The organism is Streptomyces sp. NPDC090741, assembly GCF_044769045.1.
Classification (GTDB): domain Bacteria; phylum Actinomycetota; class Actinomycetes; order Streptomycetales; family Streptomycetaceae; genus Streptomyces.
In genome coordinates, this window is sequence record NZ_JBIVXF010000008.1 from 68,490 (window position 1) to 91,835 (window position 23,346).

General features: G+C 70.7%; 19 protein-coding genes, 1 tRNA gene and 1 pseudogene. 5 read left to right on the top strand and 16 right to left on the bottom strand.

The genetic code is table 11. The annotated features are described in order from the left end of the window. Positions 1-29 precede the first annotated feature (29 nt). The 3 genes from tilS to dacB form a co-directional block, all read right to left on the bottom strand. Positions 30-1,100: a tRNA lysidine(34) synthetase TilS gene (gene tilS, locus ACIQU4_RS22115; protein WP_403733313.1), complete on the bottom strand. Its 1,071-nt coding sequence runs from the start codon at positions 1,098-1,100 to the stop codon at positions 30-32. Positions 1,101-1,392: 292 nt separating this feature from the next. After that, positions 1,393-2,520 (bottom strand): zinc-dependent metalloprotease, encoded by a 1,128-nt coding sequence (locus ACIQU4_RS22120; protein WP_403733316.1) that lies wholly within the window; start codon positions 2,518-2,520, stop codon positions 1,393-1,395. A gap of 48 nt (positions 2,521-2,568) precedes the next feature. Then, positions 2,569-4,017, bottom strand: a complete 1,449-nt coding sequence (gene dacB / locus ACIQU4_RS22125; RefSeq protein ID WP_403733320.1) for a D-alanyl-D-alanine carboxypeptidase/D-alanyl-D-alanine-endopeptidase — start codon at positions 4,015-4,017, stop codon at positions 2,569-2,571. Positions 4,018-4,210: 193 nt separating this feature from the next. On the opposite strand from dacB, the gene ACIQU4_RS22130 reads away from it, so the two are divergent. Together ACIQU4_RS22130 and ACIQU4_RS22135 are read left to right on the top strand one after the other, a co-directional pair. Continuing rightward, the gene (locus ACIQU4_RS22130) at positions 4,211-4,705 is read left to right on the top strand and encodes an inorganic diphosphatase (RefSeq protein ID WP_266672831.1); all 495 of its coding nucleotides are present in this window, start codon (positions 4,211-4,213) and stop codon (positions 4,703-4,705) included. Positions 4,706-4,866: 161 nt separating this feature from the next. Beyond that, positions 4,867-6,522, top strand: coding sequence for a threonine/serine exporter ThrE family protein (locus ACIQU4_RS22135; RefSeq protein WP_403733323.1), 1,656 nt, complete (start codon positions 4,867-4,869; stop codon positions 6,520-6,522). Positions 6,523-6,644: 122 nt separating this feature from the next. Here the strand turns inward: ACIQU4_RS22135 and ACIQU4_RS22140 are convergent. The 6 genes and pseudogenes from ACIQU4_RS22140 to ACIQU4_RS22165 all read right to left on the bottom strand — a co-directional run. After that, positions 6,645-7,313: pseudogene (locus ACIQU4_RS22140) on the bottom strand (DedA family protein); the annotation flags it as partial. A gap of 158 nt (positions 7,314-7,471) precedes the next feature. Beyond that, positions 7,472-8,230 carry a MerR family transcriptional regulator gene (locus ACIQU4_RS22145; protein ID WP_403733325.1) on the bottom strand — a complete coding sequence of 253 codons (759 nt, stop codon included), beginning with the start codon at positions 8,228-8,230 and terminating at the stop codon, positions 7,472-7,474. Positions 8,231-8,322: 92 nt separating this feature from the next. After that, on the bottom strand, positions 8,323-8,835 hold the full coding sequence (locus ACIQU4_RS22150; RefSeq protein ID WP_403733327.1) for a DinB family protein: 513 nt from the start codon (positions 8,833-8,835) through the stop codon (positions 8,323-8,325). 95 nt (positions 8,836-8,930) lie between these two features. Then, the gene (mrdA, locus tag ACIQU4_RS22155) at positions 8,931-11,012 is read right to left on the bottom strand and encodes a penicillin-binding protein 2 (RefSeq protein WP_403733330.1); all 2,082 of its coding nucleotides are present in this window, start codon (positions 11,010-11,012) and stop codon (positions 8,931-8,933) included. A 151-nt stretch (positions 11,013-11,163) separates the two neighbouring features. Next, complete coding sequence (locus ACIQU4_RS22160; RefSeq protein ID WP_403733333.1) at positions 11,164-12,621, bottom strand: aldehyde dehydrogenase family protein; 1,458 nt, start codon at positions 12,619-12,621, stop codon at positions 11,164-11,166. A gap of 89 nt (positions 12,622-12,710) precedes the next feature. Then, the gene (locus ACIQU4_RS22165) at positions 12,711-13,589 is read right to left on the bottom strand and encodes a helix-turn-helix domain-containing protein (protein ID WP_403734030.1); all 879 of its coding nucleotides are present in this window, start codon (positions 13,587-13,589) and stop codon (positions 12,711-12,713) included. Positions 13,590-13,956: 367 nt separating this feature from the next. On the opposite strand from ACIQU4_RS22165, the gene ACIQU4_RS22170 reads away from it, so the two are divergent. After that, a complete protein-coding gene (locus ACIQU4_RS22170) occupies positions 13,957-14,475 on the top strand; it encodes an ATP-binding protein (protein WP_403733335.1) in 519 nt (172 codons plus the stop codon). Between the two features lie 140 nt (positions 14,476-14,615). Here the strand turns inward: ACIQU4_RS22170 and ACIQU4_RS22175 are convergent, their stop codons facing one another. Beyond that, the gene (locus tag ACIQU4_RS22175) at positions 14,616-14,852 is read right to left on the bottom strand and encodes a DUF397 domain-containing protein (protein WP_030158576.1); all 237 of its coding nucleotides are present in this window, start codon (positions 14,850-14,852) and stop codon (positions 14,616-14,618) included. 290 nt (positions 14,853-15,142) lie between these two features. Here ACIQU4_RS22175 and tatA point away from each other — a divergent pair, with 290 nt between their 5' ends. Then, on the top strand, positions 15,143-15,310 hold the full coding sequence (gene tatA / locus ACIQU4_RS22180; RefSeq protein WP_403733338.1) for a Sec-independent protein translocase subunit TatA: 168 nt from the start codon (positions 15,143-15,145) through the stop codon (positions 15,308-15,310). Here the strand turns inward: tatA and ACIQU4_RS22185 are convergent. Continuing rightward, positions 15,307-16,476 (bottom strand): DUF2786 domain-containing protein, encoded by a 1,170-nt coding sequence (locus ACIQU4_RS22185; protein ID WP_403733341.1) that lies wholly within the window; start codon positions 16,474-16,476, stop codon positions 15,307-15,309. The two genes, tatA and ACIQU4_RS22185, sit on opposite strands and share 4 nt — an antisense overlap. A 350-nt stretch (positions 16,477-16,826) precedes the next feature. Between ACIQU4_RS22185 and ACIQU4_RS22190 the strand changes: the two genes are divergently transcribed. Further along, on the top strand, positions 16,827-18,467 hold the full coding sequence (locus ACIQU4_RS22190; protein WP_403734033.1) for a bifunctional 3'-5' exonuclease/DNA polymerase: 1,641 nt from the start codon (positions 16,827-16,829) through the stop codon (positions 18,465-18,467). 15 nt (positions 18,468-18,482) lie between these two features. Here ACIQU4_RS22190 and ACIQU4_RS22195 read toward each other — a convergent pair whose 3' ends face one another. The 5 genes from ACIQU4_RS22195 to ACIQU4_RS22215 all read right to left on the bottom strand — a co-directional run bounded on the left by ACIQU4_RS22195 (position 18,483) and on the right by ACIQU4_RS22215 (position 23,328). Then, on the bottom strand, positions 18,483-18,959 hold the full coding sequence (locus ACIQU4_RS22195; RefSeq protein WP_403733344.1) for a GNAT family N-acetyltransferase: 477 nt from the start codon (positions 18,957-18,959) through the stop codon (positions 18,483-18,485). Positions 18,960-18,963: 4 nt separating this feature from the next. Next, positions 18,964-20,181: a serine hydrolase domain-containing protein gene (locus tag ACIQU4_RS22200; protein WP_403733347.1), complete on the bottom strand. Its 1,218-nt coding sequence runs from the start codon at positions 20,179-20,181 to the stop codon at positions 18,964-18,966. A 325-nt stretch (positions 20,182-20,506) separates the two neighbouring features. Continuing rightward, positions 20,507-21,178, bottom strand: a complete 672-nt coding sequence (locus ACIQU4_RS22205) for a histone deacetylase (protein ID WP_403733349.1) — start codon at positions 21,176-21,178, stop codon at positions 20,507-20,509. Between the two features lie 370 nt (positions 21,179-21,548). Continuing rightward, a tRNA-Thr gene (locus tag ACIQU4_RS22210) sits at positions 21,549-21,622 on the bottom strand. Between the two features lie 137 nt (positions 21,623-21,759). Further along, positions 21,760-23,328, bottom strand: a complete 1,569-nt coding sequence (locus ACIQU4_RS22215) for an alpha/beta hydrolase (RefSeq protein ID WP_403733352.1) — start codon at positions 23,326-23,328, stop codon at positions 21,760-21,762. Between the last annotated feature and the right edge of the window lie 18 nt (positions 23,329-23,346).

Sequence of the window (23,346 nt, forward strand, 5' to 3'; positions counted from 1 at the left end):
CGGAGGACTCAGCCGTGTTTCAGCACCAATCAGCCCTGCCGGATGACAAGTCTGCCACCCTGCCGCTGGGCCTCGACCCGGCCGGGCAGGTTGATGGCGCCCTGGCCCCGCCATCCGGTGATGAGCCGGTCCACTTCCTCGATGTGGCGGGCGAAGAGTGAGCCTGCGGGGGAACCGGCCGCGACCACGGCCCTGCGCAGCACGCGGCGGCGGACGGCCGGGGGCAGGGCGTACAGCTTGGCGCACTCCAGCCGGCCGTCCTCGTCCCGTACGCCGGCCTCGGCATCGGCGGCCCAGGAGTCGAGGGCGTCGGCGTCGTCGCGGGACAGCTGGGCGGTGCGGGCCAGCGCCTCGACCACTCCCTTGCCCAGCGCCTTCTCGAGGGCGGGCAGTCCCTCGTGGCGGAGCCGGGAGCGGGTGTAGGCGGGGTCGATGTTGTGCGGGTCGTCCCAGACCGGCAGCGACTGGACCATGCAGGCCTTGCGGGCGGTCTGCCGGTCGATCTGGAGGAAGGGGCGGCGGTAGCGGTGGCTGCGGCCCGGGCCGCCGGGACCCCGCGAGACCTCCGGCATGCCGGACAGCGAGCGGATGCCGGAGCCGCGGGCGAGGCCCAGCAGGACGGTTTCGGCTTGATCGTCCCGGGTGTGGCCGAGCAGCACGGCGGCGGCGCCCAGGCGGTCCGCGGCCTCGTCCAGGGCGGCGTAGCGGGCGTCCCGGGCGGCTGCCTCGGGTCCGCCGTCACGGCCGACGCGCACGGAGACGGACTCCACCGGGTCGAGGCGGAGCACGGTCATGCGGGTGACGACCTCGGCGGCGCGCAGGTCGGAGCCGGCCTGGAGGCCGTGGTCGACGGTGATGCCGCCGGCCCGGATGCCCAGCTTGGGCGCCTCGAAGGCCAGGGCGGAGGCGAGGGCCATGGAGTCGGCGCCGCCGGAGCAGGCGACGAGTACGAGTGGCAGGGTGCCGGCCGCCTCGGCGGGCGTCCCCCCGGACGGGGTCGGGGAGTGGCCGGCGGAACGGTCGGTGAGGTCGGTGAGGACGTCGTGGAGTACGCGGCGGACCGCCAGGCGTATCGCCGCGACCGCAGGATGGGGACCCATGTCCGGTGCCCTTCGGTGGAGTTCGGATGCCTCGAAGGCTGGGGGTGTGGTGCTGGAACGGCTTCTGTTCGGTGCTGTTCGACGCTGCCCGGTGCCCCGGCCCCCGTGAGGAGCCCCTCGCTGGGAGCCCCCCGCGAGATGAGGGTTGTCACTCAGAGTGCGTCGATGGTGACAGAGCCGAGCCGTTCCCTGAGCATCGCACGCCCTTCCACGCCTCACGGTCCCTCGGACGGGTGACGCTTCTTCCCCCAGTGAGACATGTTTACGCCCCCTGAGTCACTCCCCTTCGCCTCTATTCGCCCTTGCGGTGCACCCGCGCGACCCAGTCCGCGGGCTTGGCGATCTCCGCCTTCGTCGGCAGCGTGTTCGGCGAGGTCCAGACCCGGTTGAAGCCGTCCATGCCGACCTGGCCGACGACGGCGCGTACGAAGCGCTCGCCGTCGCGGTACTGGCGCAGCTTGGCGTCGAGCCCCAGCAGCTTGCGCAGCGCGGCGTCGAGGCGCCCCGCGCCGCTGGCCCGGCGCTGCTGGAACTTCTCGCGGATCTCGGCGACCGAGGGCACCACGGCGGGGCCGACGCCGTCCATGACGTAGTCGGCGTGGCCCTCCAGCAGGGACATGACGGCGGTCAGGCGGGCGAGCACCTCGCGCTGTTCGGGGGTCTGGACGAGCTCGACCAGGGAGCGGCCCTCGTCGCCCTGCTCGGAGTCGGGGCGGGCGCCGGCGAAGGACTGGGCGGCCTCGCGCAGCCGCTCCAGGACGGTCGCCGGGTCCACCTCGGTGGCGCCGAGGAACGTCTGGATCTCGCCCTCCAGGTGGTCGCGGAGCCAGGGGACGGCCGTGAACTGCGTACGGTGCGTCTCCTCGTGCAGGCAGACCCACAGCCGGAAGTCGTGCGGGCGCACGTCCAGCTCGCGCTCGACGTGGACGATGTTCGGGGCGACGAGCAGCAGCCGGCCGCCGCCCGCGGAAGAGCCCGGCAGGTCGCGCCCGGCCGGGGCGAAGGTCTCGTACTGGCCGAGCACGCGGGAGGCCAGGAAGCTGAGCAGCATGCCCAGCTCGACGCCGGTGACCTTGCCGCCGACCGCGCCGAGGACGGCGCCGCCGGGGGCGCCGGCGCGGCGGTCCTGCATCTTGCCGAGCAGCGGGGCGAGGAGCTCGCGGAAGCCGGCCACGTTGGCCTTGACCCAGCCGGCCCGGTCGACGACGAGGACGGGGGTGTCGGGGACGACGGCCCCCTCGGGGATCATCCGGGTGAACTCGCGGACGTGGCGTTCGGAGGTCTTCGCATGCCTGCGCAGCTCCGCCACCACGGCGCGGGCCTCGTCGCGGCTGACCTCGGGACCCGGCCGCACCAGCCGGGTCGCGGTCGCCACCGCGAGATTCCAGTCGACCATCTCGGCACCACCGATGCTCGTCATGCGTCAACGGTACGTGGACCGGCGCCGCGGCGGAGCCCCTCGGATCGGCTACGAAGTGCGGGCGACGGCCGCGGCGAGCTTGTCGAGGCCCTTCTCCGCGGCCCCGGGGTCGGGGGTGTTCGCGGTCAGGAACGCGAAGGCCAGCAGTCGCCCGGAGGAGTCGACGACGGTCCCGGCGAGGGAGTTCACGCCGCTCAGGGTGCCCGTCTTGGCCCGGACCAGGCCGGCCGCCGGGGAATTGCCGGCGTTGCGGCTGCGCAGGGTCCCGGTGAATCCGGCGACGGGCAGTCCGGTGAGCACGGGCCGCAGCTCCGGCCGCTGCGGGTCGGCGGCCTTGGCCAGGAGTCCGGTGAGCAGGCCGGTGCTGATCTTGTCGGCGCGGCCCAGGCCGCTGCCGTCGGCGAAGCGGGAGCCGGCCGTGTCGACGCCGAGGGCGGCGAGCCGGCCGGTGACGGCCTTCTCGGCGCCCTCGAAGCTGGCGGGCTGCCCGGAGGCGAGGGCGGTCTGGCGGGCGAGGACCTCGGCGATGTCGTTGTCGCTGTTGGTCAGCATCCGCTCGACGAGCCCGGCGAGCGGGGTGGAGAGGGTGGTGGCGAGCGGCTGGGCCCCGGCGGGCGCCTTGGCTTTGGCGGGGTCTGCGGTGACCTTGATGCCTCGGTCTCCCAGCAGGGCCGCGAAGGAGCGGGCGGTCTCCATGGCGGGGTCCTCGACCCGGTCGACGGGACCGGAGGTGGAGTCGTCGACGCGGCCCTCGTCGGCCGCCAGGGCGGTGACCGGCGCGATGTTGGGGTTCTCGCCGATCGGGTGGCGGGCGGGGCCGGTGAAGAGGGTGTCGTCGTAGCCGAGGCGCACGGAGTCGGTGCCGGCGGCCTTGAGAGCCTGGGCGGTGTCGGCGGCGAGGGCCACGAGGCTGCCGCCGGACCCGGCGGGGCTCTTCTTCCTCGCGGTGAGGGAGGGGTCTCCGCCGCCGACCAGGACGATCTCCCCGGGGCCGGCTCCGGGGGCCACCGTGGTCCGGATCCGGTGTTCGGGGCCGAGCGCGGCGAGCGCCGCCACCGCGGTGGCGATCTTGGTGGTGGAGGCGGGGGTCATGGCCTCGCGCGCCCCGGACTCGAAGAGCACCTGGCCGGTGGCGGTGTCGATGACCGAGGCCGTACGCAGGCTGCCGAGCGCGGGGTCGGCCAGCAGCGGCCGCAGCACCTCGGCGAGCCGCCCGGAATCCGCGGCCGCGACCCCGCTGCCCGCCGTGCGCGCGGCGCCCGGGCCGATCCCGGAGAGCACCCCGGGAGCGCTGGGCGCGGCCTGCGGCAGCAGCCCCGCGCCGCGGCCGCCGCCGTGATCTGCGCCACCCGCAAGGCCCCGGGAGGCGGCCCTGTCCCGCTCGGCCTTACGCTGGCCGGAGTCCCAAGGACCGGCGGCGGCCACCGCAGCCACCGACAGGGCGAGGCCGGCGACGGCCGACACCGCGATGAGCTGCCACGTCTTGACCAATGGCACCTCGGACCAGCCCCTTTCGCGATCACACATGTGCGTGAGGGACACTTAACCACTGCGTCTTGCCGCGAGCATGGCACCCCACCCGGTTGGGGGGCACCTCCCAGCGGGAGCTGGGGGAGGCTGGGCCGGACCCGCGCGCAGATGAATCAATGCAGTCCCGAAGCAAATGAAGCTGATCATGGAGGAGCAGGACGTGGAGTTCGACGTCACCATCGAGATCCCCAAGGGTTCGCGGAACAAGTACGAGGTGGACCACGAGACCGGCCGGATCCGCCTGGACCGTCGCCTCTTCACCTCCACCAGCTACCCGGCGGACTACGGCTTCGTCGAGAACACCCTCGGCGAGGACGGCGACCCGCTGGACGCGCTGGTCATCCTGGACGAGCCGACCTTCCCGGGCTGCCTGATCAAGTGCCGCGCGATCGGCATGTTCAACATGACGGACGAGGCGGGCGGCGACGCCAAGCTGCTGTGCGTGCCGGCCTCGGACCCGCGCGTGGAGCACCTGCGCGACATCCACCACGTGTCGGAGTTCGACCGCCTGGAGATCCAGCACTTCTTCGAGGTCTACAAGGACCTGGAGCCGGGCAAGTCGGTCGAGGGCGCCAACTGGGTCGGCCGCGCCGAGGCCGAGGCCGAGATCGAGGCCTCGTACAAGCGCCTTGAGGCCCAGGGCGGCCACCACTGAGTCCGCCGATTCCGCTGGGTCCGCCCAGCCGGTAACAGGCTCGAAGACGAACGGGCGGTACCCCTTCACCGAGGGGGTGCCGCCCGTTCGTCGTCCGGTTTCGCCGAGGACGAAACGGTTCCGCATACTGATACCCGAGCTGGTCGGGGACTGGAGGACGTGTGGCGGAGGGCGAGGGATCCGGGGGCACGCAGGACCGGAAGCCGAAATCCGACGAGGCGCGCAGCGCCTTCACTCCCCCCGCCGGAATCGAGCCGGAACCGGTCGACGAGGACCAGCCCACCTCGGAGTTCGCCGTGCCGGAGGGGGTTCCCGAGCCGGCCGCCGAGCCCGAGCCCGAAGGCTCCGCTTTCGCGCCCCCGGCCACGTACAGCGCCCAGCACTCCCCGCCCGCCTACACCCCCGGCGCCGGGTTCCCCGTCTCCCTGATGAAGGAATCCCCCTGGCAGGACCGTATGCGCACCATGCTGCGCATGCCGGTCGACGTACGCCCCGTCCCGGAGGCCGTGCAGAAGCACGCCGAGGCCGGGCCCGCCGTGGGCCGCGTACTCGACCTCACCCTGCGCATCGGCGAGCTGCTGCTGGCGGGCGGCGAGGGGGCCGAGGACGTGGAGGCCGCGATGTTCGCGGTGGCCCGCTCGTACGGGCTGGACCGCTGCGAGCCCACGGTCACCTTCACCCTGCTGTCGATCACCCACCAGCCCTCGCTCGTCGACGACCCCGTCTCGGCGAGCCGGACCGTACGCCGCCGCGGCACCGACTACACCCGGCTGGCCGCCGTCTACCAGCTGGTGGACGACATCAGCGCGCACGAGTTCGAGCTCACGCTGGAGGAGGCGTACCGGCGCCTCGCCGAGATCCGCCGCAACCGGCACCCGTACCCCTCCTGGGTCCTGACGGCCGCCGCCGGGCTGCTCGCCGGGGCCGCCTCCACCCTGGTCGGCGGCGGCGTGCTCGTCTTCTTCGCCGCCGCGATCGGGGCGATGCTCGGCGACCGGCTGGCCTGGCTGTGCGCCGGGCGCGGACTGCCGGAGTTCTACCAGTTCGTGGTCGCCGCGATGCCGCCCGCCGCCATAGGCGTGGCCCTGAAGCTGGCCGAGATCGACGTACGCGCTTCCGCGGTGATCACCGGCGGGCTGTTCGCGCTGCTGCCCGGGCGAGCCCTGGTCGCGGCCGTGCAGGACGGCCTGACCGGCTTCTACATCACCGCCTCCGCCCGGCTGCTGGAGGTCATGTACCTCTTCATCGGCATCATCATGGGCGTGCTGGTCGTGCTGTACTTCGGGCTCCAGCTGGGTCCCTCGCCGAAGCCGGAGGAGGTCCTCCAGATCACGCAGCGGCCGCTGATCCAGATCGCGGCCTCGATGGTGCTGGTGTTCACGTTCGCGATCCTGCTCCAGCAGGAACGTTCCACCGTGTGGATCGTGACGCTGAACGGCGGGGTCGCCTGGGTGACGTTCGGGGCCCTGCACTACGCGGGCGGCATCCCGCCCGTGCCCTCCACGGCCATCGCCGCCGGGCTGGTCGGCCTCTTCGGCCAGCTCTTCTCGCGCTACCGCTTCGCCTCGGCCCTGCCGTACACGACGGCGGCCATCGGCCCGCTGCTACCGGGCTCGGCGACGTACTACGGGCTGCTGCTGATCGCCGAGAACCGGCTGAACGAAGGCCTCGCCTCGCTGGTGAACGCCGCCGCCATCGCGCTGGCCATCGCGATCGGGGTCAACCTCGGGTCGGAGACCTCGCGGCTGTTCATGCGGATCCCGGGGGCCGCGAGCGCCGCCAAGCGGCGCGCGGCGAAGCGGACCCGCGGCTTCTAGGGACGACACGACCTGGCACCGCGCACGCGAAAGCCCCGGCCCGACCCTCTCCGGGTCGGCCGGGGCTTTCGGACGGGCCGGTACGGGACTCAGCGCTTGGCGTGGCGGCCGCTGCGCCGGCCCGGGGCCTGCGGGTCCTCGCCGGTCTCGGGCTGCCCGCCGGAGGCGGCCGCCGCCTTCTTCTCCTTGCGGGACTTCAGCACCTCGAAGATCACCGGGATGACGGAGATCAGGACGATGCCGATGAAGATCGGTTCGACGTTCTTCTTGATGATCTCGAACTGGCCGAGCTGGTAGCCCAGGACCGTGACGCCCGCGCCCCACAGGACACCGCCGATGACGTTGAACGTCAGGAAGGTGCGGTACTTCATCGCCGTCGCGCCCGCGACCATCGGCGCGAAGGTGCGGATGATCGGAACGAAGCGCGCGAGCACGATGGCCTTGGGGCCGTGCTTCTCCATGAAGTCGTGCGCCGAGTCGAGGTTCTCCCGCTTGAAGAGCTTGGAGTTCGGCCGGTTGAAGATCTTCGGGCCGAAGACCTTGCCGATCATGTAGCCGACCTGGTCACCGAGGATGGCAGCGGCCGCAATCAGGGTGCAGACGAGCCACAGCGGCTCCGTGATCGCGCCGCTGGCGACGAACAGGCCCGCCGTGAAGAGCAGCGAGTCGCCCGGCAGGAACGCGAAGAGGCCCGACTCCGCGAAAACGATGATCAGGATGCCGATCAGACCGAATTGCCCGATCAGATACTCCGGGGACAGCCACTCAGGGCCGAGCGCAAGCGTGTACACGAGTTCCGGGCTCTCCTGGATCGGGGGGTGTCGCGGCGGGCGTCCGCGGGTGCGCCGGACAAGACGGCGGTTTCAATTATCAACGCACAAGACCCCCTCCCGGTTCCAGGTACCGGGAGGGGGCCGTGTGGGGAACATCCGACTGTCCGGAGGGCTGCCTAGACGCTGCGGACGGCGTTCGCGAGGATCGCGTCCCGTACGAACACCGCCAGGCCGGTCCGGACCTTGTCGTAGTAGGCCGTGAAGCGCTCGTCCGCGACGTACATCTCACCCAGGCACGTGTGCATCTCGTGCGAGCAGGTGTAGCAGTTGCGGTCGATCCAGCCGCGGTGCTCCTCGGCCACGTCCATGGCCCCCTCGGAGTCCGCGGCCGCACCGGAGTCCAGCAGCGCGGCGAACCGCCGGTTGATCTCGTCCGCCTCGTCCTGGAAGCGCTTCCAGTCCTCCTTCGTGTACGAGGCCGTCCGGCGGGCGGATTCCTTGTACGCGTCCGTGTCGCCCCAGCGCTGGTGCGCCTCGTCCGCGTACTGGTCGGGGTCGAAGTCCCCGAAGACCTCGAACTTCTCCTCGGGCGTGAGGTTGATGCCCATTCTCTCTGCCTCCATGGCGTGCTCAACGGCCTCGGCCATCTGCTGGAGCCGGGCGATCCGGTCGGACAGGAGGGCGTGCTGCCGGCGCAGGTGCTCCCTCGGGTTCGAGTCCGGATCGTCCAGCAGGACCGCGACCTCTTCGAGCGGGAAGCCGAGCTCCCGGTAGAACAGGATCCGCTGCAGCCGGTCGAGGTCGGCGTCGTCGTAACGCCGGTGCCCCGCGGTGCTGCGGGTGCTCGGGGAGAGCAGGCCGATCTCGTCGTAGTGGTGCAGGGTGCGCACCGTCACTCCGGCGAATCCGGCGACCTGTCCCACGGAGTAGCCCATGGTTTCCGCTCCTCTGGTCGGTACGCCGTTCACTCTGGGTCCTCACGCCACGTGAGGTGCAAGTCCCTGAGCGGGTCACCCCATGGCCCGGGCTACCCCATCGCCTTGGTGCCGTCCAGGGACTCCCGGACGACGTCCGCGTGGCCCGCGTGCCGGGCGAATTCCTCCACCAGGTGCAGCAGCATCCAGCGCATCGACACCTTGGTGTTCTCGGGGAACCAGGGCGCCGCAGGCAGCGGGAAGGTTTCGTCCAGGCTGGGCAGGTCCCGGACGAAGGCCGTCAGCTCCGCCGTCACCGCGTCCCAGAGTGCCTGGACGGACGCGACGGTCTCGTCCCCTATAAGGCGGAAGGCCTCGTTCCAGCTCTCGGGGCTGCGCTGACTCTCGTTGGGTCGCTGCTGGGCCATCCGCAGCCACGCCAGCTCGACCTCGGCCACGTGCTTGACCAGCCCGGACAGCGACAGCTCGCTGGCGCTGGGCCGGCTCGCCGCCTGCTCCTCGCTCAGTCCGGCCAGCGACTCGCGGATCGCAGTGCGCTGGGATTCGACGAAGAGGAGGAGCGTGCCGCGCTCGTCGCCCAGGATCTCTTCGGAGAGGTGAGCCATGACCAACCGCCTTTTCCGTGGTTCTTGCCTGCTTCTTCCTGCTGACAAGAACCACGCTACTGATGCATGCGGTCAGATCCTGTCCGCAATGGCGCTCACTGTGCCGCGCCCTCCGGGCGGATCGCCGGGAGCTGCGTCTGCGGCTTCGGCAGCAGGGCCTTGGACAGGTCCTGGTTGCCCTTCTCGTCGAGCCCGTACATCGATTCGTAGATCTTGCGGACCGCCGGGCCGGACGCCCCGGAGCCCGTACCGCCCTGGGAGATCGTCATGACGATCGTGTAGTCCTCGGTGTACGAGGCGAACCAGGAGGTGGTCTGCTTGCCCTGGACCTCCGCCGTGCCGGTCTTCGCGTGCATCGGGATCTGCTTCTGCGGCCAGCCGCCGAAGCGCCAGGCCGCGCTGCCCGTGGTGGCGACCGAAGCGAGCGCGCCGTCGATGTCGTCGCGCAGCTCCTCGTCCATCGGCAGCCGGCCCTGCTCCTTCGGCGCGATCTCCTTGACCGAGGTGCCGTCGGCGCTGACGACCGCCTTGCCGATGCTCGGCTGGTGCATCGTGCCGCCGTTGGCGATGCCCGCGTAGATCGACGCCATCTGGATCGGGGTGACCAGGGTGTCGCCCTGGCCGATCGAGTAGTTGATCGCGTCGCCCTCGCGCAGCTGGTTGCCCTGGCGGCAGTTCTCGTACGCGATCTTCTCGGCGTACGAGCCGTCCTTCCTGCCGTCCCGACACCAGGCGGCCTTGTTCGCCTCGAAGAAGTCCTTCTTCCACTGGCGGTCGGGGACCCGGCCGTTCACCTCGTTCGGCAGGTCGACGCCGGTCGCCTTGCCCAGCCCGAACTCGTGGGCCGTCTTGTAGAACCAGTCGCTCGGGTCCTTCTTGGGGTTGATCCCGCCGTCCTTCTTCCACTCCTTGTCCGCGATGCCGTAGTAGACGGTGTCGCAGGAGACTTCGAGGGCCCGGCCGATGCTGATGTCGCCGTAGCCCTGCGACTCGAAGTTGGTGAAGGTCTGGCTGCCGACCGAGTACGAGCTGGGGCAGCCGTACCGCCCGTTGAAGGGGTAGCCGGCGTTCACCGCGGCGGTCGAGGAGACGACCTTGAAGATCGAGCCGGGGGCCGCCTGGCCCTGGATCGCCCGGTTGAGCAGCGGGTAGTTGGAGTCCTTGTCGGTGAGGGCCGCGTAGTCCTTGGCGGAGATGCCGCCGACCCACGCGTTCGGGTCGTACGTCGGGTTGGAGGCCATCGCGACGATCCGGCCGGTCTTGGCCTCCATGACGACGACCGCGCCCGAGTCGGCCTCGTAGTTCTTGTGCGTGATCTTGTCGTACGTCTTGCGGGCTTCGAGCATCGCGTTGTTCAGCTCGCGCTCGGCGACCGCCTGCACGCGCGAGTCGATCGAGGTGACGATGTTGGAGCCGGGCGTCGGCTTGTCGGCCTGCGCCTGCCCTATGACCCGGCCGAGGTTGTCCACCTCGTAGCGGGTGATGCCCGCCTTGCCGCGCAGCTCCTTGTCGTACGTGCGCTCCAGGCCGGAGCGGCCCACCTGGTCGGAGCGCAGGTACGGGGAGTCGGTCTTCCTGGCCTTGGTGATCTCCGCGTCGGTGACGGGCGAGAGGTAGCCGAGCACCTGCGAGGTGTTGGCCCCGTCCGGGCCGGCGTAGCGGCGCAGGGCGGTCGGCTCGGCGGTGATGCCGGGGAACTGCTCGGCGTGCTCCCTTATCTCCAGCACCTGGTCCGTCGTCGCCTCGTCGGTGACGGGGATGGGCTGGTACGGGGAGCCGTTCCAGCACGGCTTGGGCGTCTTGGCGTCGCACAGCCGGACGCTGTTGACCACGTCGTCCGGGTTGAGGCCCAGGACGCCGGCGAGCCGGGTCAGGACGTCCTTGCCCTTGTCCCTCATCTTGGTGAGGTCGGTACGGCTGGCGGAGACGACCATGCGCGTCTCGTTGTCGGCGAGGGGCACCCCGCGGGAATCCAGGATCGAGCCGCGCACGGCGGGCTGGACGACCTGCTGGGTGTGGTTGTTCTTCGCCTCGTCCGTGTACTCCTGGCCGTTGCGCACCTGGAGGTACCAGAGCCGCCCGCCCAGCGTGAGAAGCAGGGAGAAGACGACCACCTGGATGACGACCAGGCGGTTCTGGACCCGGGGCGTACGCCCCGTCTCCGGAATGTTGCTCAACTCAGGTCTCCCCCGGAACGCTGCCTGCCGCTGACTCGCCCGAGTCTAGAGCGAGCCCGGAAGGGGAGACGAGGCCGGAAGGGGATCAGGGCGAGATGAGGGCGGGCTCAGGGCGGGGGCAGAGCGCGATCAGAGTGCGATCAGAGCCTGATCAGAAGGGGAAAATGGTGCGGCCGTGCTGCACCGAGATCCACTTCTGGGTGGTGAAGGCCTCGATCGTGGCCTCGCCGTTCAGCCGGCCCAGCCCCGAGGCCTTCTCCCCGCCGAACGCGGCGAGCGGCTCGTCCCCGATCGTCGAGTCGTTGACGTGGATCATCCCGGTCTCGATCCGCTGCGCGAAGCGCACGCCGCGCTCCACGTCCCGGGTGTGGACCGCGCCGCTCAGCCCGTACGGGGTCGCGTTGGTCAGCCGTACGGCCTCGTCCTCGCCGTCGAAGACCACCAGCAGCGCCACCGGGCCGAAGATCTCCTGGCCGAGCAGCGGGGAGTCCTCGGGGAGACCGGCCAGCACGGTCGGTTCGACCAGGTTGCCGCGCGTAGACCCGCGCACGAGCGCTTGCGCCCCGGATTCGACGGCCTGGTCCACGAGCGCGGTCAGCGCGTCGGCCTGGAAGGAGTTGATCAGCGGGCCGATGTGGGTGTCGGCCTCGTGGGGGTCGCCGGTCTTCAGGCCCCGCACGCGGGTGGTGAACTTCTCGGTGAACTCCTCGGCGACCGAGGCGTCCACGAGGATCCGGTTGGCGGCCATGCAGACCTGGCCCTGGTAGACGAAGCGGCTGAAGACGGCCGCGTCCACCGCGTAGTCGAGGTCGGCGTCGTCGAGGACGACGAGGGCGCTGTTGCCGCTGAGCTCCAGGACCGTCCGCTTGAAGTGGCGGGCGGCGACGGAGCCCACGTGCCGGCCGACCCGGTCGGAGCCGGCGAAGGAGATGACCTTCGGGACGGGGTGGGTCAGGAGCGCGTCGCCTATCTCGGCGATGTCCGTGACCAGCACGTTGAGGAGTCCGGCCGGCAGGCCCGCGTCCTCGAAGACCTTGGCGATGACCCCGCCGCCGACCACGGGTGCGTTCTGGTTCGGCTTGATCACCACCGCGTTGCCCAGCGCCAGGGCCGGGGCGACCGACTTCAGGGTGACCAGGAACGGGAAGTTGAAGGGGCTGATCACGGTGACGACGCCGACCGGGAGGCGCTGGACCCGGTTCTCCTTGCCGTCGACCGGCGAGGCGAGGATCCGGCCCTCGGGGCGGATGGCCAGCTGGATCGACTCGCGGATGAACTCCTTGGCGAGGTGGACCTCGTACTCGGCCTTGGGACGGGTCCCGCCGAGCTCGTCGATCATCGCCTCGATGATCTCCTTCTCGCGCTCCTCGGTGATGCGCAGGGCGCGTTCCAGGACGGCGCGTCTGACGTACGGGCTGGTGGCGGCCCACTCTCTCTGGGCGCGCTCGGCGCCGCGGTAGGCCCGGTCCACCTGCTCGACGGTGGCCACGGTGATGGCCGCGAGCTTCTCCCCGTTGTACGGGTTGACGTCGATGATGTCCCACGAACCGGTGCCGGCCAGCCATTCGCCGTCGATGTACTGGTGAGCCAGGTCGTCGAATATGGACATGCCATCCCTTACTGCGAGCGCGCACCCGTGCGCTGCACCGGAGACCGATCGGTCATCATGCACTGATCAGACGTCATACTACGTGCCAATCAAGACAGTTGGAGCAGGCCACGGAGAAGATCCCGCGTCCGGTCGGGGTCGGGGCAGTCGGCCTGCAGCCGCTCCATCGCCCTTTCGTATTGCCCCACTTCCTCGTCTTTGTCCAGGTAGAGGGCACTGGTGAGCTGTTCCAGATAGACGATGTCCTGGAGGTCGGACTCCGGGAAGCGCAGCAGGGTGAAGGCTCCGCTCTCGCCCGCGTGGCCGCCGAAGGAGAACGGCATGACCTGGAGCTGCACGTTGGGCCGCTGGGAGACCTCGATGAGGTGTTCCAGCTGGCCGCGCATGACGTCGCGGTCGCCGTACGGGCGGCGCAGCGCGGCCTCGTCGAGGACGGCGTGGAAGACGGGGGCGGTCTCGGAGACGAGCACCTTCTGGCGCTCCAGGCGCAGCGCGACGCGGCGGTCGATCTCGGCCTTCGTGGCGCCGGGCATGCCGCGGCTGACGACGGCCTGGGCATAGGCCTCGGTCTGCAACAGGCCGTGGACGAACTGGACTTCGTAGATCCGGATGAGCGAGGCCGCGCCCTCCAGGCCGACGTACGTCTGGAACCACCCGGGCAGCACGTCGCCGTAACTGTGCCACCAGCCGGCCGCGTTGGCCTCGCGGACGAGCCCCAGCAGGGACTCCCGCTCCGCGCCGTCCGTGACTCCGTAGAGCGTGAGGAGGTCCTCCACGTCCCTTGCCTTGAAGCTCACCCTTCCCAACTCCAAGCGGCTGATCTTCGATTCGGATGCGCGGATCGAGTAGCCGGCCGCCTCACGGGTGATGCCGCGGGATTCTCGGAGTCGCCTGAGCTGAGAGCCCAGGAGGATGCGGCGCACCACAGAACCGCTTGCTTCTGCGGTCACTAGTCCTGCCCTCCCCATCGCCATGTGTACGCGTGGTCTGCGCGTGATGTGCGTCGCCGGGGCCCCCGAACCCCAGGCCCCGCAGTCTGCCACCAAAACGCATCGGTCCGTACTCGTTCTGTAACGGAATCCCGCCTGCCGGAAAAGAAGTCCGTAAGTATGCGTAGGAAGAAATGAGCAAGAACCATCACGGGAGTGGACAGGTCCGGCGCGTGCACGTGCATCTGCCCTTGCATCCAGCTTCTGCATTCGGAACGATGGTGCCGCGCACCTGCGTGCTCTTTCGCGCCGGCGCCGGACCCACCCCGCAGTTCTTTCTGGACGGAGCGCGCCGCTCCGCCCGCGAATCCCGGGAGTGCCTCGCATGGGGACGAATGGATCGACCATGCTCGAGCCGTTACGGCAGGGGCTGCCCCCGGTCGACCCCACGGCTGTCTCCGGGTCCGCCTCCTGCGCTCTGCCCGCCCGCTTCGAGGCGGTGCGGGGCGCCCGCTCGTTCACCCGGTCGACCTTGTCGCAGTGGGGTCTCGACGAGCGCTTCGACGACGTGGCCCTGGTGGTCTCCGAACTCGTCACGAACGCGCTGCGCCATGCCCTGCCGGAGGACGCCGGGGCCGGCGGCGGCTCGGGTTCGGGCTCCGGCTCGGGCTCGGGCGATCCGGAGCCGACGGTACGGCTGCACCTGATGCGGTGGAGCACCCGGCTGGTGTGCGCGGTGCGGGACCCCAGCGAGGACCGGCCGGGCGGATCGTTCGCACCGGAGCGCACGCAGGAGAACTGCGACCTGGAGTCGGGGCGCGGGCTGTTCCTCGTGGACGCCTACAGCGACAGCTGGGGCTGGCACCCGCTCGCGGGCCGGCTGACCGGCAAGGTGGTCTGGGCGCTGTTCATGCTGCACGAGTAGGTAGGCGACGGGGCGCGGGACATTCGGCAATGGTCCGCTTTGACGAAAACTGGCCGGGGTTGATCATTGCGATCAGTCCCGGCCAGTGCACGTGCATGGCTTGATCAGCGCGCCGTTCCTCCGGCCGTCCCTCCGGCCGATCAGGCGATCAGGTGGTCGAACTCGCCGTCCTTGACGCCCAGCAGCAGCGCCTCTATCTCGGCCGGCGTATAGACGAGCGCCGGCCCGTCCGGGAAGCGCGAGTTGCGCACGGCGACAGCGCCACCCGGCAGCTTGGCGAACTCAACACAGGAACCTTGCGAGTTGCTGTGTCTGCTCTTCTGCCAGGTCACTCCGTCGAGTTCTGCAGCTGCCATCCCGTTGTACGCGTGGTCCACAGGAAGCCCCCGATAGTGCAGATGTCAACTGCACCGGATCATAGCTGTGTTCATAAGCGCATGCATGGGCAGATGCACGTGCACGCGGAGGGTGCTCCCCTGATCACTGTCAGGGAAGAACTCGGGTGGATCAGGGGCGAATCAGACCCTTATAAAGCCTGGATCAAGCTCCGGCCAGGGCGGGACGCCGATCACCCTTCAGGTCTTCTTCAGATTTGTCCGTGCGCGTGCAGCCCTGTTCGATGGTCGGGACCGCACCGGAATTCCCGTCACCCGTAGGGGGAACGCGCATGCTCCGCAATGCCCTTGAGCCCTGGCACCTGATCCTGCTCCTCGTGGTCTGCGTGCTGGTCTTCGGCTCGAAGAAGCTGCCCGACATGGCCCGCTCCGTGGGCCGGTCGATGCGCATCCTGAAGTCGGAAGCCCAGGCACTGCGCGGCGAAGGCAACGACCGCTAACGCGGCAGTGGCGGCCGCCTGCCCCCCATGTGCGCCCGGTCGGCGGCGGCGGTGCCGTCCTCCCAGCCCGCATGATCGGTGGCCCCGCGCAGCCGGGTGGTGGTGGTCCGGGGGAACATCTCGTCGGCCCGTGAGGTGACGGCGACATCGCGGGCCACCAGGGCGGGCAGGTTGTCGGGAGCCTCGGCCGCGGTGTGCTCGGCGGTCTCGGCGAGGCGCTGGCCGAGCCTGCTGGCGTACGCGAGCAGGAAGGACTGCCGGAACGTCTTGGTCCGCTTGCGCCCGCCGGAGCGCTGCGCGGCCTCGGCACGGGTCATGGCGGCCGTGCCCTGCACGAGCAGGGACGTATAGAGCAGCTCGACGGCCTCCAGATCGCTCTCGAACCCCACGACGGTGGAGAACTCGAAGGCGCTGTTCCACACGGCCCGACACCGGTTGGCGGTGGCGACGGCATCCAGCAATACCGCCTTTGCCTCCTCATAGGGGGCCTCGACGCCGATCCGGCAGGCCGCAGGCACCTGAGCGGGCCCCTTGCCGCTCGCCGCGAGCACGGCCTCGTCGACGGTGTGCCGGGCCATCAGCTCCTGCGCCTTGGCGCTGAGCGCCTCCGCCTCCTCCGGGAACGTGGTCGCCTCGGCCTTGGCGAGCAGAGCCCGGATGCGCCCGAGCATGCGGGGCTCGATGTGCGCGTGCTCCAGGGCATCGGCGGCCGGATCCCCCGGCAGGGCCCCGACCGGCTCGATGGAGGGCAACCGGATCAGCAGCCGAAACACCTCGAGGAAGGCGGTGGCAAGGCTGAACCGATCGGTCTTCTCCCGCCCGACGAGCCGTTCCCCGTACTTCCCGTCCTCGGCCCACCACACCTCGGCGTCGGTCCACCGCTCGGGCAGCCGGGCGTACCGCCGCGCCTCGGCGGCGATCAGGTCGCCGGTGATCCGCAGATGCCGGTCGCCGAGATCCCGCCCCACGAGCCGGAGCACATCGGCGGGCTGCCACCCCCGCTCCCAGGCCTGCCGTACGTACGCCTCCCCGCGCCCCAGCAACTCCCGCCCGACCCCACCCCACTGCCCGCCGTCCCCGACGAGCACGGATGCCCCGGCATCCAACCCGGCATCGTCCTGGCTGTAGAGCGCGGCCTGACAAGCCCGATCGACAATCTCTCTCACCACCCCAGCTTGTCACGCCCCCCGCCGCGGGCCGGCACCGCCGGAACCCGGCACATCCAGCCCCGCCGGGGGCCGGCACATCCAGCCCCGCCGGCGTTTGAGGCGCGGGGGTCCGGGGCGGAGCCCCCGGGAAACGGAGAAAGGGCGGGGCGGGGAGAAAGCCCCGCGCAGCGGAACCGGCACCGACCCCGGCATCGGCATCGGCATCGGCATCGGCATCGGCCCCCAACCCACCGCCACACCAGCTCAGCCGAGCCAGACTGTCAGCCCCCGGTGGGACACTCGCACCCATGAGCGACCGCACCCCCCACTGGGCCCTGGCCGAAGCCCCCAACGGCCTCTGGCACGCAATGCCGCTCATCCCCCCCACCCCCACCCCCACCGACGGACCCCACCTCACCCTCAAAGACCCCGCGGAGGCGATCCGCTCCGCCCCCGCCCCCACCCGCTGGATCTGGCGCAGCACCGCCGCCGTCTACCCCCGTCTGCTCGCCGCAGGCGCCCGCGTGGACCGCTGCCACGACATCGAAGACACCGAGCTCCTCCTCCTCGCCCACGAAGGCCGCTCCGGCGAGCCCCGCTCCGCGGCAGCCGCCTGGGCCCGCCTCACCGGCGCCCCCGTACCCCCCGATCCCCCACAGCCACAGCGCACCGCCACCCCCACCACCCAGGACTCCCTCTTCGACCCCCGGCCCACCTCCACCCCCCTCCCCCTCGACGCCCTCGTCGCGATCTACCGCGACCAGGCGAGCCGCACCGCCGCCACCGCCCACCCCGACCGCATGCGCCTGCTCACCACCTCCGAGTCGGCCGCCTTCCTCATCGCCGCCGAAATGCAGCGCGTCGGCCTCCCCTGGCGCGCCGACGTCCACCGCGCCCTGCTCACCGAGCTCCTCGGCGAGCGCTACGCCGGCGGCGGCGAACCCCGCCGCCTCGCCGAGCTGGCCGACGAGATCTCCGCCGCGTTCGGCCGCCGCGTACGCCCCGACCTCCCGGCCGACGTCATCAAGGCCTTCGCCGAGGCCGGGATCCGGCTCAAGTCCACCCGCCGCTGGGAGATCCAGGAGCTCGACCACCCCGCCGTCGAGCCCCTCCTCACGTACAAGAAGCTGTACCGGATCTACACCGCCCACGGCTGGAGCTGGCTCCAGGACTGGGTGCGCGACGGCCGCTTCCGCCCCGAGTTCGTCCCCGGCGGCACCCTCACCGGCCGCTGGGTCACCAACGGCGGCGGCGCCCTGCAGATCCCGAAGGTGATCCGAAGAGCCGTCGTCGCCGACCCCGGCTGGCGGCTCGTCGTCGCCGACGCCGACCAGATGGAGCCCCGCGTGCTGGCCGCGATCTCCCGCGACCCGGCCTTCATGGAGGTGGCCGGGCGCCCCGAGGACCTCTACACGGCCATCTCCCGCCAGGGCTTCTCCGGCGACCGGGACATGGCCAAGATCGCCGTCCTCGGCGCCGTGTACGGGCAGACCTCAGGCGACGGCCTGAAGAACCTGGCCGCGCTGCGCCGCCGCTTCCCGCAGGCCGTGGCGTACGTGGACGACGCCGCCAAGGCCGGCGAAGAGGGCCGCCTCGTACGGACCTGGCTGGGCCGGACCTGCCCGCCACCGGTCGGCGCCGACGAGGACGGCGAAGCCGGCGTACCGCAGGACCGGGCGGAGGGCTGGACGCCGAGCTACGCCTCCGCCAACACCCGGGCCCGCGGCCGGTTCACCCGTAACTTCGTCGTCCAGGGCAGCGCCGCCGACTGGGCCCTGCTGCTCCTCGCGGCCCTGCGCCAGGCCATCGCCGCCGCCGGCATGCGGGCCGAGCTGGTGTTCTTCCAGCACGACGAGGTGATCGTGCACTGCCCGGCCGAGGAGGCCGAGGCGGTGGCCGAGGCGATCCGCACCGCCGGCGACCGCGCCGGCCGCATCGCCTTCGGCGACACCCCGGTCCGCTTCCCGTTCACGACGGCGATCGTCCACTGCTACGCGGACGCGAAGTAGAACGGGCCAACACCCTCACCCCACTCCGCGAACATCCAGTCCGTGGAAGTAGACGTGGAACTCCTCGCGCTCGAAGCCCTCCGCCTCGTACAGCGCCTGCGCGACGTGGTTGTCGTACGCCGTCTCCAGCTGCACCCCGGACACCCCCGCCTCCCGCGCCCGGCGCAGCACCTCGCGCAGCAGCGCCCGCCCGGCGCCGGTGCGGCGGCCGGCGGGGTCGACGTACAGGTCGCTCAGGATCCACATCGGCCGCAGGGCGAGCGACGAGAACGTCCGGTAGACCTGCGCGAACCCGACCGTGCCGGCCCCCGGCACATCCGCGAGCAGCACCAGCGACTCGCCGCCGCGGATCCGCTCCGCGAGGTACGCCCGGGGCGCGTCCGGGTCCTCGACCTTCACCTCGTAGAAGTCGAGGTAGCCCCGGAACAGCCCGCCCGCGACATCGAGATCGCCGTGACCGGCAACGCGCAGCACCACACCCTGATCGCTCATTCCCTCAGTGTGCGGTAACGGACTGGGCGGGCAGGGTGAAGACGTGGTCCGGAGTGACGACCTTGGTGATCGCCTCACCGAAGAGGGTGCTGGGCTCGGCACCCTCGTACGAGATGTCCGTGTTCAGCATCACCGCCAGCGTGGCCTTCGCCTCCGGCAGGTAGACGGCCAGCGCCTGGTAGCCGGGCAGCGAACCGTTGTGGCCGATCCAGCCCTGGACGTTGAAGATGCCCAGGCCGTAGCCGGTGCCGGGCAGCGCCTCGACGACCTTCAGGCGTTCGGCCTGGGTGGCGGGCTTCAGCAGCGTGCCCGTGGCCATGACCTTCGTCCAGGTCTTCAGGTCCTCGAGATCGGAGATCATCGCTCCGGCGGCCCAGCCCCAGGAGGGGTTCCAGTCGGCCGCGTCCTCGGTCTTCCCGGTCGCGGTCTGGTCGGTGTAGCCCTGGGAGTGCGGATTCGGGAACTCCGCGCCGACGGGGAAGAGCGTGTGGTGCAGCCCGGCCGGGCGGACGACCTTCTGGTTGATGTAGTCGTTGAGCTTCTGCCCGCTCTGCTTCTCGACCACCAGCCCCAGCAGGATCAAGTTGGTGTTGCAGTAGTAGAACTTGGCGCCGGGCTCGAACAGCACCGGGTGCTTGAAGGAGTACGCGAGCAGCTCCTGCGGGGTGAAGGGCCGTCGGGGATCGCTCGTGAGGGCCTTGAAGAAGCCTTCGTCCTCGGAGTAGTTGAACAGCCCGCTCCGCATACCGGCGAGCTCGCGCAGCGTGATCCGGTCCCCGTTGGGCACCCCGGCCACGTACTTGCCGATGGGGTCGTCCAGCCGGGCCTTGCCCTGGTCGACCAGCTGGAGCAGGGCGGTCACGGTGAAGGTCTTGGTCACGCTGCCGATGCGCATGTTCATGCCCGTACGGATCGACTGGCCAGTGGCCTTGTCGGCGACGCCGAAGGCCCGTACGTACGAGCCCTTGCCGGGGGCCGAGAGCGACACCATCACCCCGGGCACCTTGGCCTCGCTCATCACCTTCCGCACGGCATCGTCCAACTGCCGCGCCACGGCGGGCGTGAGCTGCGGAAACTCCGCATCGCCGGCAACGGGGGCCGAAGCCGACACGATGGTCCCGGCCGAGGTATCGAGCGCGTACCCGGCGCCCACCCCGAGCGGCACCACCACGAGCCCCACCGCGGCCACCCCCACCGCCGCTTTGCGCAACCGTGTAGACATGCCGGCCTCCTGCCACGCGTCGCCCAGGTCCAGCCATCCCAAAGTAGCCCCACCCCCACCCCCCAGCGACCGCACCCCCAGCCACCCCACCCAGCCGCTCACCCCTCGTGATGAATGCCCCCAACCCCCAGGTCGGCAGCGCACCGTCGATCACTCTTGGTAACGGACCGAGCTTCCGTCCGGCAACACGGTGCGCAAGGCCGGCAGTCGCGGCCGCCCTGGACGAAAGCGACCCGGATGGCTGGCCGGACAGGCGCCGCATCATCGACCGCGCCCTGAATCACGCACCACGAGTTGTCCCCGGCCCGCGCCGACCGATCCCGGATCACTGTCTGATGTCGGCGGTCAGCAGCTCCAACACCTGACGGGCCGTCCAACTGCCCGCCGCACCCGGGCAGGCGGCCAGGTAGTTCGCGATGTCCTGCTTCTCCCATGGCCCTGATTCCAGGAGTCCGCCGGCCAGGTACCGCAGGTACGCCGCAGAGGGCATGAGCGCGTCCACGTCCTGGAGCCTCCACGGTGCCGTGAACGTCACTACGGGGATGCCTTCGATCGTCCCGGGACAGATCAGGGTCTCGTAGCGTCCGGGGCCCACCTCGTAACGGCCCTCGCGAAGAACCGTCGTCAGATCGAGGTCACGTCCGGGCTCCCCGTACATCTCCTGCGCAGCGATATCGGAGATCTGGCCAACGGTGACCAGATGCGCGCGTCCACGCATACGGCCCGGAGCGGTCGGATCGTAGAACCCGCGCCCACCCGTCCACACGGCAGACTCAGTTGCGAAGTAGAGGCGGCCGGCCAACTCCACCGCGATGGACCGCTCCGGCGCCCGCCGATCCCGGCATCCCGGGTACGTGCGCGTGGCGCCCGGGGGCCTGCCTCCCGCGATGTACGCGGCAAGCCGGTCCATGTGCATGTTGGAGCCGTAGGAGGCGTACCAGACCCGCTCGGGCACAGGGAGTGCTCCGTCGAGTGGCGTCACAGTGTGCACGGTCATGCGCGTTTCCTCGGGGGAATTCGTGAGGGGTTACGGGCGGTCAGCATCTCAATCTGTTGATCACTCGTCGTGGTGGACTGCCACTCGGGTCGGCGGGCTCGCCCACCGGGCATGGCTCAAGCGACTTGCGCGGAGGCATCCGAGCCTCAAGTAGCTCGGGAGGGACGGCTTCTGGAACGCGAGGGGAGGCCTGGGGGGAGTCGTCCAACGAGCAGGGCCCGCGGCCAGGGCTGACACGCAGGAGACAGCGGCGGCGGGCTGCGGCGGCTCAGGAACTCGAAGGTTCCGAACCGGACGACGCATGCGCCGAACGACCCCGGAAATAGCAAAACCCCCAGGTCACGGCGAGTGAGTCCTGAGGGTTCTACAGAGCCGCCTTCGGGATTCGAACCCGAGACCTACGCATTACGAGTGCGTTGCTCTGGCCAGCTGAGCTAAGGCGGCACCGCTGGGTAGACAAGTGTTCCCTTGGAGAGGAGCTCTCATCAGCAGCGGCGCCAAGTCTACAGGCTCGAACGGGGTGCCCCGAACCGCATTGCGTGGGGGTCGGGCATGTCTCGTATATGGGGTGGATCAGGGCGTCAGCTGCACTTCTTGCCGTCCTGTGGTGCGGTGCCCTGCAGGAGGTACGTGTTGATCGCCGTGTCGATGCAGGAGCTGCCGCGGCCGTACGCCGTGTGGCCGTCGCCGTCGTACGTGAGCAGGACTCCCGAGTCGAGTTGCTGCGCCAGTGCCTGGGCCCACTTGTACGGGGTCGCCGGGTCGCGGACCGTGCCGACCACCACGATCGGCGGGGCCCCCTTCGCGGTCAGGGCGCGGGCCTCGCCGGTGGCCTTGACCGGCCAGTACGCGCAGTTCAGCGAGGCCCAGGCGAGGCCCGCGCCGAACACCGGGGAGGCCTTCTCGAAGGAGGGCAGGGCCGCATCCACCGCCTCAGGGCCGGCGAAGGCGGGCGGCTGGTCGAGGCAGTTCACCGCGGCGTTCGCGAACATCAGGTTCGCGTACTTCCCGTCCGGCTCGCGCTCGTAGTAGCTGTCGGCGAGGCCGAGCAGGCCGGACCCGTCGCCGCTCATCGCCGCCGTCAGCGCCTCCCGCAGCTGCGGCCACGCGCTCTCGTCGTACAGCGCCGCGATCACCCCGGTCGTGGCGAGGGACTCGCCCAGGGGGCGGGCCGGATCGCCGCTGGGCACGGGCTGGGCGTCGACCTTGCGGAAGAACTCCTGGAGACGGTCGGCCACCGCCTCCGGGCTGCCCTTGCCGAGCGGGCAGTCGGACTGCTTCGCGCAGTCCTTGGCGAAGGAGCGCAGGGCGGTCTCGAAGCCCCCGGTCTGGTCCCGGTTCATTTCGAGCGCCGGACGGGAAGGGTCCATCGCGCCGTCCAGGACGAGGCGGCCGACCCGGCCGGGGAAGAGCTCCGCGTACGTCGCACCGAGCAGGGTGCCGTACGAGGCGCCGACGTACGTCAGCTTCTCGTCGCCCAGCACCGCGCGCAGCATGTCCATGTCGCGGGCCGCCTCGACGGTGGAGACGTGCGGCAGGACCCGCTGCGAGCGGGCCTTGCAGCCGTCGGCGAACTCCTTGAACGCGGTCACCAGCTCGGCCCGCTCCGCCGCGTTGTCCGGCGTCTGGTCCACCTGCGTGAACTTGTCCATCTCCGGTCCCGTCAGGCACTGAACCGGACTACTGCGGTCCACCCCGCGCGGGTCGAAGGACACCATGTCGTACTGGGCGCGGACGGGTGCCGGGTAGCCGATGCCCGCGTACGCCTGGAGGTACCCGATGCCGGAACCGCCCGGTCCGCCCGGGTTGACCACCAGCGAGCCCAGCCGCTTGCCGGGGCCGGTGGCCTGGCGGCGGGCCACGGCGATGTCCACGTCCTGCCCGGACTCGGGGTGCGCGTAGTCCAGCGGGGCCTTCATCGTGGCGCACTGGAACCCGGGGACACCGCAGTCGCGCCAGTTCAGCTTCTGCTCGTAGTACGGGCGCAGCGCAGCCGGGACCGCGGTCGGAGCCGCCGACAGCGCGGCACCCCCGGACGAGGAGGCAGCCGCCCGCGGGCCCCCCGAACCGTCCGAGGTGCATCCGGAGAGCAGCAGCCCGGCGGCCGCGATCACGGTTCCGGTGGTACGCAGCAGGCGACTGGTGTCCATTCTCGGAGCCTACGGCCT

Coding starts and splice junctions, on each gene's coding strand:
- ACIQU4_RS22195 (WP_403733344.1), bottom strand. CDS start 18,959: ATGAGCGATCAGGGTGTGGTGCTGCGCGTTGCCGGTCACGGCGATCTC.
- ACIQU4_RS22215 (WP_403733352.1), bottom strand. CDS start 23,328: ATGGACACCAGTCGCCTGCTGCGTACCACCGGAACCGTGATCGCGGCC.
- ACIQU4_RS22150 (WP_403733327.1), bottom strand. CDS start 8,835: ATGGCTCACCTCTCCGAAGAGATCCTGGGCGACGAGCGCGGCACGCTC.
- ACIQU4_RS22190 (WP_403734033.1), top strand. CDS start 16,827: ATGCCGCTCATCCCCCCCACCCCCACCCCCACCGACGGACCCCACCTC.
- ACIQU4_RS22120 (WP_403733316.1), bottom strand. CDS start 2,520: ATGACGAGCATCGGTGGTGCCGAGATGGTCGACTGGAATCTCGCGGTG.
- tatA (WP_403733338.1), top strand. CDS start 15,143: ATGCTCCGCAATGCCCTTGAGCCCTGGCACCTGATCCTGCTCCTCGTG.
- ACIQU4_RS22160 (WP_403733333.1), bottom strand. CDS start 12,621: ATGTCCATATTCGACGACCTGGCTCACCAGTACATCGACGGCGAATGG.
- ACIQU4_RS22165 (WP_403734030.1), bottom strand. CDS start 13,589: ATGGGGAGGGCAGGACTAGTGACCGCAGAAGCAAGCGGTTCTGTGGTG.
- ACIQU4_RS22145 (WP_403733325.1), bottom strand. CDS start 8,230: ATGGGCTACTCCGTGGGACAGGTCGCCGGATTCGCCGGAGTGACGGTG.
- ACIQU4_RS22170 (WP_403733335.1), top strand. CDS start 13,957: ATGCTCGAGCCGTTACGGCAGGGGCTGCCCCCGGTCGACCCCACGGCT.
- ACIQU4_RS22205 (WP_403733349.1), bottom strand. CDS start 21,178: ATGACCGTGCACACTGTGACGCCACTCGACGGAGCACTCCCTGTGCCC.
- tilS (WP_403733313.1), bottom strand. CDS start 1,100: ATGGGTCCCCATCCTGCGGTCGCGGCGATACGCCTGGCGGTCCGCCGC.
- ACIQU4_RS22200 (WP_403733347.1), bottom strand. CDS start 20,181: ATGTCTACACGGTTGCGCAAAGCGGCGGTGGGGGTGGCCGCGGTGGGG.